The sequence below is a fragment of the Paraburkholderia sp. GAS333 genome (genome assembly GCF_050435665.1).
Lineage (GTDB): Bacteria > Pseudomonadota > Gammaproteobacteria > Burkholderiales > Burkholderiaceae > Paraburkholderia > Paraburkholderia fungorum_A.
Genome location: NZ_JBNDKS010000008.1, coordinates 86,647 through 99,642 on the forward strand (window position 1 = coordinate 86,647; position 12,996 = coordinate 99,642).

Annotated in this window: 12 protein-coding genes; 5 read left to right on the forward strand and 7 right to left on the reverse strand. The window is 61.6% G+C overall.

Going from position 1 to position 12,996, the window contains the following annotated elements; translation table 11 throughout:
- Positions 1 to 160: 160 nt before the first annotated feature.
- A complete protein-coding gene (locus tag ABH945_RS31185) occupies positions 161 to 2,638 on the forward strand; it encodes an alkaline phosphatase family protein (RefSeq protein ID WP_429253229.1) in 2,478 nt (825 codons plus the stop codon).
- Positions 2,639 to 2,721: 83 nt separating this feature from the next.
- Complete coding sequence (locus tag ABH945_RS31190; RefSeq protein ID WP_429253279.1) at positions 2,722 to 4,086, forward strand: cytochrome-c peroxidase; 1,365 nt, start codon at positions 2,722 to 2,724, stop codon at positions 4,084 to 4,086.
- Between the two features lie 55 nt (positions 4,087 to 4,141).
- Here the strand turns inward: ABH945_RS31190 and ABH945_RS31195 are convergent, their stop codons facing one another.
- Together ABH945_RS31195 and ABH945_RS31200 are read right to left on the reverse strand one after the other, a co-directional pair.
- Positions 4,142 to 4,600, reverse strand: a complete 459-nt coding sequence (locus ABH945_RS31195) for a Fur family transcriptional regulator (protein ID WP_074771855.1) — start codon at positions 4,598 to 4,600, stop codon at positions 4,142 to 4,144.
- A 177-nt stretch (positions 4,601 to 4,777) separates the two neighbouring features.
- Positions 4,778 to 5,086, reverse strand: a complete 309-nt coding sequence (locus ABH945_RS31200; protein WP_074771857.1) for a hypothetical protein — start codon at positions 5,084 to 5,086, stop codon at positions 4,778 to 4,780.
- A 252-nt stretch (positions 5,087 to 5,338) separates the two neighbouring features.
- Between ABH945_RS31200 and ABH945_RS31205 the strand changes: the two genes are divergently transcribed.
- The 3 genes from ABH945_RS31205 (at position 5,339) to ABH945_RS31215 (ending at position 9,556) form a co-directional block, all read left to right on the forward strand.
- Positions 5,339 to 5,866: a sigma-70 family RNA polymerase sigma factor gene (locus ABH945_RS31205; RefSeq protein WP_429253230.1), complete on the forward strand. Its 528-nt coding sequence runs from the start codon at positions 5,339 to 5,341 to the stop codon at positions 5,864 to 5,866.
- Positions 5,845 to 6,891 (forward strand): FecR domain-containing protein, encoded by a 1,047-nt coding sequence (locus tag ABH945_RS31210; RefSeq protein WP_429253231.1) that lies wholly within the window; start codon positions 5,845 to 5,847, stop codon positions 6,889 to 6,891. The genes ABH945_RS31205 and ABH945_RS31210 overlap by 22 nt, the downstream gene beginning before the upstream one ends.
- Before the next feature lie 238 nt (positions 6,892 to 7,129).
- The gene (locus ABH945_RS31215; protein WP_429253232.1) at positions 7,130 to 9,556 is read left to right on the forward strand and encodes a TonB-dependent siderophore receptor; all 2,427 of its coding nucleotides are present in this window, start codon (positions 7,130 to 7,132) and stop codon (positions 9,554 to 9,556) included.
- A 96-nt stretch (positions 9,557 to 9,652) separates the two neighbouring features.
- Here the strand turns inward: ABH945_RS31215 and ABH945_RS31220 are convergent, their stop codons facing one another.
- From ABH945_RS31220 to ABH945_RS31240, 5 genes are all read right to left on the reverse strand, one after another.
- Positions 9,653 to 9,847, reverse strand: a complete 195-nt coding sequence (locus ABH945_RS31220) for a hypothetical protein (RefSeq protein WP_429253233.1) — start codon at positions 9,845 to 9,847, stop codon at positions 9,653 to 9,655.
- Between the two features lie 81 nt (positions 9,848 to 9,928).
- Positions 9,929 to 10,465, reverse strand: coding sequence for a chromate transporter (locus tag ABH945_RS31225; RefSeq protein WP_074771867.1), 537 nt, complete (start codon positions 10,463 to 10,465; stop codon positions 9,929 to 9,931).
- A gap of 33 nt (positions 10,466 to 10,498) precedes the next feature.
- Positions 10,499 to 11,023 (reverse strand): chromate transporter, encoded by a 525-nt coding sequence (locus tag ABH945_RS31230; protein WP_429253280.1) that lies wholly within the window; start codon positions 11,021 to 11,023, stop codon positions 10,499 to 10,501.
- Positions 11,024 to 11,273: 250 nt separating this feature from the next.
- The gene (locus ABH945_RS31235) at positions 11,274 to 11,933 is read right to left on the reverse strand and encodes a M24 family metallopeptidase (protein ID WP_074773311.1); all 660 of its coding nucleotides are present in this window, start codon (positions 11,931 to 11,933) and stop codon (positions 11,274 to 11,276) included.
- An 82-nt stretch (positions 11,934 to 12,015) separates the two neighbouring features.
- Positions 12,016 to 12,975, reverse strand: coding sequence for a PDR/VanB family oxidoreductase (locus ABH945_RS31240; protein ID WP_429253234.1), 960 nt, complete (start codon positions 12,973 to 12,975; stop codon positions 12,016 to 12,018).
- Positions 12,976 to 12,996: the final 21 nt, after the last annotated feature.

Below are 12,996 nucleotides of genomic sequence, written 5' to 3' on the forward strand. Positions count from 1 at the left end.
TAGAGAGAAGCCTCAGCGCCCCCATGCAGCCTCATCACGACCGTGTCATATGACATTGGGATGATCGCGGCACCAACGGGCCCACAGCGTCATGCGGCCTCTCAGGGTAGAAAAAATACGACATCAGCAAGATCACCCACACGACTGAGCCACCACAAACATGAGAATACGTGCATCGAGACTCGCCTGCCTGGGCGCCATACTTTCGCTCGCCGCCTGCGGCCACGACGACATCACCTCGCCGAACGCCAGCATCGACGCAACCGGGGTTGTGGCGGCAGGCGCGCCGATTGTCGGCGTGAGCATCACAGTGACCGACAGCAACGGCAAGAGCACGCAATCGGGCGTCACCGATTCGACCGGCAAATTCACCGTGTCGATGACCGGCCAGCCGCCATTCATCCTCACCGCGCCGTTCAACGATATCGACGGCACGCCCGCCACGCTCTCGGCCGTGATCGATCCCGCGCCCACATCGCCGAACAATCCCGCGGCTGTGACAGCCAATCTGAATCCGTTCACGTCGCTGATCACGCAACGCGTACTCGGCATCGTGCCGGGCGGCGCACCGACCAGCGCGCAAATCACGTCCGCGAAAATTTCGACGAAGACCATCGCGCAAGCGGACGCCGATGTCGCCGCCGCATTGCAGCCGTTGTTCTCAGCGTTCAACGTGCCGGCCGCCACGGTTGCCGATCCGATCGGCTCGACGTATCAGGCGAATTCGGCCAACGCGCTCGATAACCTGTTCGACATCGCGCACTTCAACGTGCATGCCGGCACGGTTGCCGCCGGTACCGACACGAGCCGCGCACAGGTTTCGATTCCGGCGACCGGCGCGGTTTCCGGCGTAATGCCGGCCACCGCCGCGACCTCCGCACTGGCACTGAGCAACGGCCCGACCACGACGCCGATCCAGCACGTGATCGTGATCGTCGGCGAGAACCAGACGTTCGACGGACTGTTCGGCGGCTACGTTGCGCCGACTGGTCAGACGGTGAAGAACCTGCTCTCCGAAGGAATCATCAACGCGGATGGCACGCCCGGTCCGAACTTCTCGCAAGCCGCGCAGAACCAGGGCGCGACGCAGACGGCCTATACGATCGACCCGGCGCGCTCGTCCGCATTTGCGACGCTGCCGCAGCCGGAACAGATCGGCATCGAGAACCTGCAGACGTTCACGACCGGCGGCGGCACGCCTGATACGCGCTTCCCGGCCACGTTGCCGAACGGCCCGTTCCAGATCACCAAGTACGTGCCGTACGCGCAGCAGGTCACCGCCGTCGCGCCGTTGCTGACGCTGTACGCGATGACCGGCGACCCGGTTCACCGCTTCTTCCAGATGTGGCAGCAAACCGGCGGCGACAACAGCAAGCACGACATGTTCACGTGGGTCGCGACCACGGTCGGCCAGGGCGGCGACACGACCGGCATCACGCCGGCGAATCCGTCGCAGGGCGGCGAGTTGATGGGCTTCATGAACATGTCCACGGGTGACGCGCCGTACTTCCAGTCGCTCGCGCAAACCTACGCGGTGAGCGACAACTACCACCAGTCGGTCATGGGCGGCACGGGCGCGAACTTCTTCTCGATCGCCACCGCCGACTCGCCGTACTTCAACACGGCGGGCGCAGTCGCCACGCCGCCGGCCAACCAGGTCGAGAACCCGAATCCGATGACGGGTACGCCGAACTTCTACACGCAGGACGGCTATGAAGGCGGTTCGTACGTGAACTGTTCGGACACGAGCCAGCCGGGTGTCAGCGCGATTCTCAACTTCCTCGCGACGAAGAAAGTCGCGAGCAATTGCGATGCGGGCAAGTACTACCTCGTCAACAACTACAACCCCGGCTATGACCTGAACGGCAACGTGCAGCCGATCGGCGCGAACAATTACAACTATCCGCCGCAGACGGTGCCGACTATCGCGGAAGCGCTGGCGGCCAAGGGCGTGTCGTGGAAGTGGTATACGGGCGGACGCACCACCGCCGACCTCACCGCCGAGACCCAGCTTCTGGAACTCGCGGACAGCCTGCCCGCTGTGCAGGCGGCAGCACTCGCGCAGTCGGCGCAGTACAACAACATCGGCGATCCGCTGGTGGCGTCGAGCAACGTGATGGGCACGCCTGCGCTCAAAGCTGGCCTGACCGATCTCACGACCTTCACCAACGACATCAAGAACGGCACGCTGCCGTCGGTATCGTTCGTGGTTCCGAAGAACCTGGACAGCGGTCACCCGGGCTACTCGGCACCGGCCACTTATGAGGCGTTCCTGAAGACCGTAGTGGCGAACGTGCAGGCCAATCCGACGCTGTGGGCGCACACGGCGATCCTGATCACGACCGACGAAGGCGGCGGTCACTTCGACACCGGCGCGATCCAGAACCTCGATTTCTTTGGCGATGGTCCGCGGATTCCGATGCTGGTGGTGTCGCCATACGCTCGCACGGGCATGGTCGATCACACGTATTACGACCACGCATCGGTGCTCAAATTCATCGAGCGCAACTGGCGCATGCAGCCTCTGTCGACGCGTAGCCGCGACCGCTTGCCGAATCCGGTGACGTCGACGCAGAGCCCGTATTTGCCGGTCAATACGACGTCGATTGGCGATCTGATGTCGATGTTCAACTTCTGATCGGGCGATGTCGGGCCGTAGATGAATGCAACGGTGGAGCGCGTAGCTTCACCGTTTTCCGTTGAAAAGATGCAGGCATGCAGATGATTCGAATTGGCTTCAAACCGGCGACTCGATTGAGCGTCGCGGTAATCGCCGCTGTCATATTGATCGCGGGTGCGGGCGTCGGGCTGGCGGCGGCGCAGTCGGCAGGTACGGGTGCTGCTGCGGCTGCGAAGAATGCACCTGCTGCCGCGAAAGCCGCGCCGGCCAGCGGCAATAAAGTGTCGGTGCAAAGATGGGTGCGTTATCCGGCGAGCCCCGCCACGTTGAGTCCGCAAGCGCAGCTCGGCAAGCAGCTCTTCTTCGATGCGTCGCTGTCGGCGTCGGGAAAAATGTCGTGCGCGAGCTGCCATAGTCCCGAGCATGCCTACGGGCCGCCGAACGGTCTCGCCGTCCAACTCGGCGGACCAGACATGCGCCGGCCCGGCACGCGCTCGGTGCCGTCGCTGCGCTACCTGAATTTCACGCCGCTATTCAGCCGGCACTTCTATACACCGGCCTCCGAAGACACCGAGGACGAAGGCCCAACAGGTGGTTTCATGCGCGACGGCTCCGCCGCTTCGCTGCATGAGCAGGCGTCGATGCCGCTGCTCAATCCGAACGAGATGGCCAACCTCAATGCTGCCGATGTCGTGGCAAAACTTCAGCACGGCGCATCGGCGGAGAACTTCAGGAAGGTGTTCGGCGCGCAGATTTTTTCGCAGACAGACCAGGCATTCGTGCGCCTCGGCGAAGCGCTCGAAGCGTTCCAGACCGAGGACGCGAGCTTTCATCCGTACACCAGCAAGTTCGACGCGGCGATGTCCGGTCACGCGGATTTCACCGCGGCGGAATTGCGCGGCTATGCGCTGTTCAACAATCCCGACAAGGGCAACTGCGCGAAGTGCCATCTCGATACGCCGGGACCGGGCGGACGTCCTGCGCAATTCGCGGATTTTTCGTTTATTGCGCTTGGTGTACCGCGTAATCCTGAGATTCCGGTCAATCGCGACCCGAAGTATTTCGACCTCGGTTTGTGCGGTCCTTATCGCCGCGATCTGGCGAAGGAAACGGATTTTTGCGGCATGTTCAAGTCGCCGACGCTACGCAATAGCGCGACGCGTTCGGTGTTCTTCCACAATGGCCGCTTTCATAATCTCGAGGACGTGATGCACTTTTACGTCGAACGGGATACGAATCCGGGCAAGTGGTATCCGAAGCGCGCCAACGGCAAGGTCGACAAATTCGACGATCTTCCGCCGCGCGATCGCGACAACGTCGACTTTGCAGACGCACCAATGGATCGCAAACTCGGCGGCAAACCCGCGTTGAACGAGACCGAGATTCGCGACGTGATCGCGTTCCTGCAGACGTTGAACGACGGTTACTCGGCAACGGCAGGTGGATCGAAAGTGCAAGCTCGATAACAGCAGAGGGGGTGAGTCCGCGTAGCCTTCGGCGGACTCACCGATCCAAAGCACTCTAACGCGCGATGCTGCTCGGAATCGCCCGCTTCACGTGCGCGCCGCGATCCCGGCATTCCGCGCACAGACCGAACACGACGAGTTGTCGTCCCGACACGGAGAAGTCGAGGTCTTCCGCCACCGCTTGCTGTCGCGCCTCGATCTCAGGATCGAAAAATTCGCGGATGCTGCCGCACACCGTGCACACGATATGGTCGTGCCGGGCACCGTCATTCAACTCATAAGCCATGTGGCCGCCTCCGAACACGAGGCCGGACAGCAGCTTCGCATCGGTGAGTTCATTGAGCACACGGTAGACGGTGGACAAACTCACATTACGGATTTCTTCGTTCAGAAGGCTGTAAACCCGATCGGCGCTAAGGTGGTCATGAGCATGCTGTTGAAAGAATTCCAGCACCAGCACGCGCGCGCGCGTGGAGCGCAAACCGGCGCGCTTAAGGGTTCGGTGAATGTTCATGAACTTGGTGGAGGGAGCGTCAGAAAGCCGACGTCCTGCGTCAGTCGGGCGAATTGCAAGTTGCCGAACTATGTAGGGAGGCTGCTTAAGGCAACCTTAAGGACGGCCGGATCACCGGCTGCGGTCAGCCGGGAATAGATAGTGCGGGCTCTGCGGCACAGCATTGCGCGATGCCGATCAGGCCTTGAACGTTTGCTCGGTGTTGCCCTGCGTATCCGCTGCGTCATTTTTCGGGCCTTGCAGGGACAGCAGCTGATCGATAAACGCGTGAGCGCGGCCCTCACCATAGGCGATCGCGTCGAATTCGGAAATGAAGATGGGCTCCTCCGCGAAGCTCACCACGTCATCGTTCGGAGCACCCGGCGGCGACACCCTCCAGCGAAGCGCGTAACCGGCTAGGTTGGCGCCCAGCGTCCCCGATTCATCAGGGCTCACGTGGACCTCGATTCCGTATCCGCGATACGGGGCGCAGGAGTGGCTGGCCATGGCCTTCCCTTTTTAATCACGCATCGCGCAAAGACCGGTCTGCTTTGCGCTGCGCGGACCTTCGCAGACTACCGCCCGCTGCAATGCATCATCCGTCTGATAGTAGGATTAATAAGCCATGTGCAACATGCGCGTCCCGCCGTCAAACGTTGCAAATCAAGCACACTTCCCTTTCAGCGCGTTGCGGAAATATGCCGATTGAGTTATAAATGAGAATGGTTCTTATTCCAATCGATGCAAGAGGATTGTGCGATGTCTTCCGTTCCACTCGACACGCAGCAGGGGGTGCGCGCGCTGTACCGTGATCATCACGGGTGGTTGCAATCCTGGCTGCATCGCAAATTGGGCAACGCGTTTGACGCCGCCGATCTGGCGCACGACACGTTTCTGCGCATCCTCTGCGCGCGTGACAGGCAGAACGCGCTCGATCCCGACCTCGATCTGCGCGAACCGCGTGCGTACCTGACCACGGTCGCCGGACGGCTCGTGCTCAACCATTACCGGCGGCTTTCGCTGGAGCGCGCTTACCTCGACGCGCTCGCCACGCTGCCGGAATCGCTGGTGCCGTCGCCGGAAGATCAGGCGGTGATTCTCGAAACGCTGCACGAGATCGACGCGATGCTCGACCGTCTCAGTGCCAAGGCCCGCACGACGTTCCTGCTCGCGCAACTCGAAGGGCTGACCTACGCCGAGATCGCCGAACGGCTTCAGGTAAATATCCGCACGGTGAAACGCTACATGGCCGCGGCCTACGAAGAATGCATCCTGCTGACGACCTGAAGTCCGCGCGAGCCGCGACCGACGATTCCGACAATTCCAACGATTCGCGTCCGCTCGAACGCGCGGTTGCGCGCGCCGCCGCTGGCTGGCTCGTGCGTCTGCACGACGACGCGACGCCGGAGAATCTCGCGGCCTGCGCACGCTGGCGCGCGGCCGATCCCGAGCATGAGCGGGCATGGCAACGGGCACAGAAAATCGACCGGAAATTCAGCATGCTTCAGCCCGGCGTGGGACTGCCTGCGCTCGGGCGCGAAAACCGTATCGACCGGCGCGCGGCGATCAAGACGCTGAGCGCGTTGCTCTTCGCGGGGTCGGCGGGTTATATGGCGTATCGGGTGGCACCTTGGCGCGAGTGGACCTCGGACGAACGCACCGCCACCGGCGAGCGCCGCACCGTCGTGCTCGCGGACGGAACGCGCGTCGATCTGAACACGTCCACCGCTTTCGATATCGCGTTCAGCGACACCGAACGCCGGGTCGTGCTTCACACCGGCGAGATTCTGGTCGAGACCGGTCCGGACGCGAATCGCGTATCCGGTAGTTACCGGCCGTTTATCGTGCAGACCTCGCAGGGTGACATTCGCGCGCTCGGCACGCGTTTCGACGTGCGCCGCGAACCGGACGACGCGACGCGCGTCGCCGTCCTGCACGGAGCGGTGGAGATCACACCGGTTTCGATGCCAGCGTTGAAACGCGTGATCGCGGCGGGCGAGCAGACCCGCTTCACCGCCACATCGATCGACCCCGCTTCCGCTGTGGATCGCCATATCGCCGACTGGTCGCGCGGCGTGCTGTTCGCCGACTGCGTGCGCCTCGACGACTTCGCCGCGGAACTCAGCCGCTATCGGCCAGGCGTATTGCGCTGCGACCCGGCGGTGGCGAATCTGCGGATCACGGGTGCTTTCCAGATCGGCAATACCGACAACATCCTCGCCGCGCTGCCAGACACCTTGCCGGTGCGGGTCATCTATCGAACCCGCTACTGGGTGACGATCGCCGCCGGTCATCAAGCGGCTGAGATCTGAACGCGTCTGCCTGATCGTCGCCGCTGTTCGCCGCTCAATCCCCCGCTGCCGTCACGTCCGGAAAAATTTCGCGTTTGCATGTCCCCTTTCCCGATCTCGCGTGTCATCGATATAGGAGCAACAAACAGCAACCGCCTGACCAGGAACATTCATGTCCGCACGCCGTCTTCGTAAAACCGCAGTGTCTTCCCGCCGAACCGTTTCCCGCAGTCGTGCCGCTTCACTTTCCCGCCAAGCGATGGTGATCGCGTTGCGCGGCGTCCCCGCCGCGCTCGCGTTGTCGAGCATCGCGGTGGCCCCCGCCAGCCGCGCGGCCGATGCCACGTCCGTCGCCCCTGCGGTCTCTGCTAAATCCGCGCAACAGGCGTTCACCGTCTCGGCGGGACCGCTCGGTGCGGCGTTGGCCGACTTCGGCAGTCAGGCCGGCGTGACCGTGCAACTGGACTCGCGTCTGGTCGACGGCTTGAGCACGAAGGGCATCAGCGGCAATTTCACGGTCAGCGGCGGCCTCGCGGCGCTGCTCGCGGGTACGAAGCTTGAAGCAGCGGAAACCAGCCCCGGCGTGTTCACGGTCAAGTCGCGTCCCGCCAATACAAGCGACGCAACCGACGGCGAAACGCTTCCCGCCGTCAAGGTCTCCGGGCAGAGCGTGCAGGACAGTTCCTATGGACCGACCGTCGGTTATGTCGCGTCGACGACCAACTCCGCGACCAAAACCGGCACGTCGCTGCTGGAAGCACCGCAATCGGTCTCCGTCATCACGCGCGATCAGATGACCCAGCAGAACGCGCAGACGCTGAACGCGGCCGTGCGCTACACATCCGGCGTCACTGCGGAAACGCGCGGCGGCGTCGCGACGCGTTACGACATGCTGACCGTACGCGGCTTCGACGCGGACACTTACTGGAACGGACTCAAGCTGCTTGGCAACGGCATGTACTCGGTGCCGCAGCTCGATCCGTTCATGATGGACCGCATCGAGGTGCTGAAGGGTCCGGTGTCGGTGCTGTACGGCCAGGCATCGGCGGGCGGTGTGCTGGATCAGGAAAGCAAGCTGCCGACGCGCACGCCGCTTCATGAAGTGGGCGTCGAGTTCGGCAACTACGCGCACAAGCAGGCGACCTTCGATTTCTCCGGCCCGCTCGACGCGGACGGCCACTACCTGTACCGCCTCACCGCCATCGCGCGCGACGAGGAAGGCCAGGTGAACACCACACGCAACGAACGCATCGCGATTGCACCGTCGTTCACATGGCGTCCCGACGACAAGACCACGCTGACCCTGCTGGCGCTTTATCAACGCGATCCGCGCAGCACGTCGTATGGCAGCGTGCCGCCGCAAGGCTCGGTTCTGTCGAGCCCTTACGGCCAATTGCCGTCCGACTTCTACGACGGCGACGCGGGCTTCGAGCGATTCAGCCGCACGCAGGCATCGGTCGGCTATAAGTTCGAGCACAAGTTCGATCCGAACTGGACGGTGCGCGCGAACGGCCGCTACTACCATTTGAGCCAGGACTACGCGAGCGTGTACGGCAGCGGACTGGAAGCGGACAACCGCACCCTCGACCGCTATTCGATTGCATCGACGGATCAGATGAACACCGTCGCGCTCGATAACCAGCTCGAAGGCAAGTTCTCGACCGGTCCGATTCATCACACGGTGCTGACCGGCTTCGACTATCAGCACGTGGGCAGCTCCTATCTGATCGGCTACGGCTCCGCGCCTTCGCTCGACATTCTCGCGCCCGACTACTATCAGTCGGTCGCCGATCCCGACCGCACGCTGTACCAGGTCCGCAACAATCAGTTCGGCGTCTATGCGCAGGATCAGATGCGCTGGGATCATGTCGTGTTCACGATCAGCGGACGCCAGGACTGGTCGAATTCGTCGACCCGTGATGTCACCGACAACACCAACACCACGCAATCCGCTCGCGCGTTCACGAAGCGTGCCGGTCTGACCTACGTGTTCGACAACGGCATTGCGCCATATGTGAGCTACACCGAATCGTTCGCGCCTCAATCCGGCTTCGACGTGAACGGCAAGCCGTTCGACCCCGAGCGTGCGCGTCAGTATGAGATCGGCGTCAAGTATCAGCCCAACGACTGGGACGCGATGTTCACGGTCGCGCTGTTCGACCTGACCCGCAAGAACCTGCTGACCACCGACGCCAGCAATCCGGCCTTCCAGAGCGAAGCCGGTGAAGCGCGTTCGCGCGGTGTCGAAGTCGAAGGCAAGATGAGCCTGACGGATTCGCTGAATGTGACCGCGAGCTATACGTTCCTCGATACGAAGTACACGAAGGACAACAGCGGTCTGCAAGGGCAATTCCTGCCTTCGGTGCCTCAGCATCAGGCTTCGGCGTGGGCGTATTACACGCTGCATCGCGGTCCGCTGGCCGGACTTTCCGGTGGCGCGGGCGTGCGTTTTACAGGCACCACTTACGCTTATGAGGACGCGTATAAGGTCAGCAGCTTTCTGCTCGTCGACGCGACGCTGCGTTACGACCTCGGGCGTCTTTCGTCGCGTATGAAGGGTTCGGAGTTGTACGTCAACGCGCAGAATCTGCTGAACAAGCGTTATGTGGCGTCGTGCAACTTCACGACTGCATGTTTCTTCGGGTATGGGCGTCAGGTGTTCGCCGGCGCGAACTATCGCTGGTAACGAGCGCGCTTGAGCTTTACGACTGCGTGACGAAGGCCGCGAGTGTGTGCGTGGTCGTCGTCATGCAGTCGGTGAAGAATGGCGGAGCGAACCGTTTCACATCCGCCGCAAGCGTTTGCGCCATTCAATGTAGCCGCTAACGACGCCGTAAAGTATCAACGTGCCGAGCAATGCCGCTTTTACGTCGGGCAGTGTAATGACGTGGTGCCATGCAAATATGACGGCAAGATAAATGATCGTAGCGGGAACACCGAACTTCAGAATGCCGTGAATGAAGATGAAACGCAGCATAGAGTTTTTTCTAACGTTGATTGGATGTGGTCTGGGTGATTTTAGCGGTGAGCGTGGCCGATCGGTCACGTACTCAATGCCCTAAAGCAAACCCGCAAAATGCGCGCCGACAAACACGGCCGCGCCGCCTGCAATCAGAAGCAGTGGATTGATGCGGGTCGTCATCACGAGCACGGTTGCAATTGCCGCTGTGACCCACGCAATCCAGCCGCCGTCGAGTTCTTTTACCAGTACGTACACGGCTGCGAGAATAAGCCCCGCAGCGACAGGCCGCAGCCCCGCCTGCAAAGCATTCAGCCAGCGCGCGCCTTCATGGCGGTTCCACACATGCGCGACGCCGTACATCAGGAACGCGGTCGGTCCGAACAATGCCAGAGTCGCCACCACGGCTCCGCCAAAACCACCGACCTGCCAGCCGATCAAGGTCGCCAGCAACGACCCGGGACCTGGAGCGAGACGTGCAATTGCGAAGTCGCTGAGGAATTGGGCGTGCGTCATCCAGTGATGAACATCGACGACTTGCCGTTGCACCTCGGGAATAATCCCCTGGCCGCCGCCGACCGTCACGATCGACAGAGGCGCGAATAGCGAAAGGAGTGCGATAAGGGATCGGGACACTTCGTCTGACTCTCCTGAACTTGATCGACGGACTTAACGTTGCTGCGATGAACGGGCTGAACGGGCGTATTCGTAGCCGACGCTCAGCACCCCGGCTATCAGCACGGTCCACACGAGCGACACCCTGAATAACGCGACGGCTGTGAAGGTCGAGATCAACACGAGATAAGGGAAAAAGCGTCGCGGCAGTCTGCGCGCGGCAGTTATCGCCATCGATAGCGACAGCCCGATTGCACCGGCGGCGGCGCCGGCTAAAGCGATATGCGTGAGCGGGAAGTAGGCGATTGCCGAGAAGAACACGCCGAGCAATACGATAAAGATCGCCGGCGGAAAGATAATGCCGCAAAAGCCCGCAAGCGCGCCGCGCCAGCCGAGCAGACGATAGCCAATCCAGATTGCCAGGTTCTTGATATTGACGCCCGGCAGCGCTTGCGACAAGGCGAGTCCGTTAAGGAATTCTTCTTCTGAGAGCCAATGCCGGTCGTGCACGAACTCACGCATGAACCAGCCGCTCAAGCCGCCGCCGAAACTCGTGAGGCCGATGCGCGCGAAGATCAGGAATAGCCCTGTTGCGGTGACTTTTCCTGCAAGGCTTCCGCTGTCCCCTTGTGGGTTATCGCGGGCCGATGGAGAGTTTTCGAACTCTCGCTCGCCGGTATCTTTTGCCAATGCGCCTCCTCACGAACTCGATGACCTGGCCAGAGGTCACGGGTGTCTTTCAGAGAGCCTTCAGCACCGCGGACCGCGACAAGCACAGAATGATATCTGCAACCTGTCAGCGAGTCTCCTGCTTCGCGCAGCGGCGACGTTACACCAGCAGATCTTCGTAGAATGCGCCGAAAGGCCGTGTCGGATGTGCCAGTTGAATCTCGAGAATCCACACGCCCGGATTCAGCGACGCGTCGAAATCGCCGAGATTGCCGGCTTTATAAATTGCATGCGGAAAATCGCTGACGCGATGACCTTTAATGTCGAGATTCAATCGCCAGCCAAGTGCGGTAGCACGTTGCTCCGCGTACTCGTATAACGCCTTGCCGCCCGCGCCCGTTGTGCGCCAGTGCTGCTCGACTTCGTCGAACACGGTTTTGGCGGCGTCTGCGCAGGCTTGCATTTCTTCATCGCCGCCGACCACGAACGTCGCGCCCGCATCTCCCTCGTGCCCGTCCCACACTACCCCGAGATCGACAAAGAAAATGTCGCGCTCCTGCAAACGCGGGTCGCCTTGCGAGCGTTGCTTGAATGTCTTCAACGTATTTTCGCCGAACCGGATCAGCACCGGATGCCAGATGCGGTCCATGCCCATCTCTTTCATCACGGTCATGCACTGCGCGTTTGCTTCAGATTCAAGCATGCCCGGTTGAATAATCGATGCCATACGCTCGACGACTTCCCACGTCCTGTCGCGAGCGACAAGCATCGACTCCAATGAGAATTTGCTGCCTACTGCCTGCTTCATATCGACTTCCATCTGCCACTCCTGCATCGCTATATCCTTATGAATATAGCGATGGAAGCCGCAGACGTCTAGCGAAGATGATCCAGCGTAAGGATCAGAGCGCGAGAACGATTCGTGAAGTCGTCGATCTGGAGCAGCAGATTGCAATCTGCGTATGCGCGTCCCGTTCATCGCCGGACAACACTTCGTCGCGATGATCGGCGCGGCCTGAGACGATTCCCGTCAGGCACGCGCCGCAAATACCCTGCTCGCACGACAACGAAACCGCGACATCTCCCGCTTGCAACACACTCGCAATCGTTTCGCCGGGCGGCACGACGAACACCTGTCCAGTCGATTCGATTTCCACTTCAAACGCAGCGTCGCCGTGTTGCGCAACAACGGGCTGCGCGTCGAACGCTTCGCTCTTTATCTGCGACGGCGACCAGCCACGTTCCAACGCACCGCCGCGCAAACACTCCATGAAACCCGACGGTCCGCACAAATAGATCATCGAGTCGGCAAGCGGCGCGTCGAGTTCGGCCGGCATCGCGTGACGCAAGCTGTCGCCGGTCTCGCTGAAATGCAGCGTCACCGTGCCCGTTTCGAATCCTGCGCGCAGTTCCTTCAGATAAGGCGTGTCGCTCTCGCTACCGCCGTAGTAGTGCAGCGCGAACGGAATCCGCTGCGCCGACAAATTCTGCGCCATCGCCAGCAGCGGCGTAATGCCGATCCCGCCCGCAACCAGCACATAACGCGCGGCGCTTTCGAGCGCGAAGCAGTTACGCGGTCCGGAGATATCGAGCACGTCGCCGGGCGACAGCACATCGTGCAGATAAGCCGACGCCCCACGCGACTGCGCATCGCGCCGCACGCAGATCTCATAGCCGTCGCGATACCACGGCGCGTTGACCAGCGAGTATTGGCGAACCATGCCGCCCGGCAACTTCACGTCGATGTGCGCGCCCGCATCGAACGCGGGCAGCGGCGAGCCGTCGGCGGGAACGAGACAGATACGCCGGTTCCCTGTGCCTTGCGCGTCGATCGACGCCACCGTCACGCGTAACGAGTTCATGAATGCTCCCTGGTCAAATGC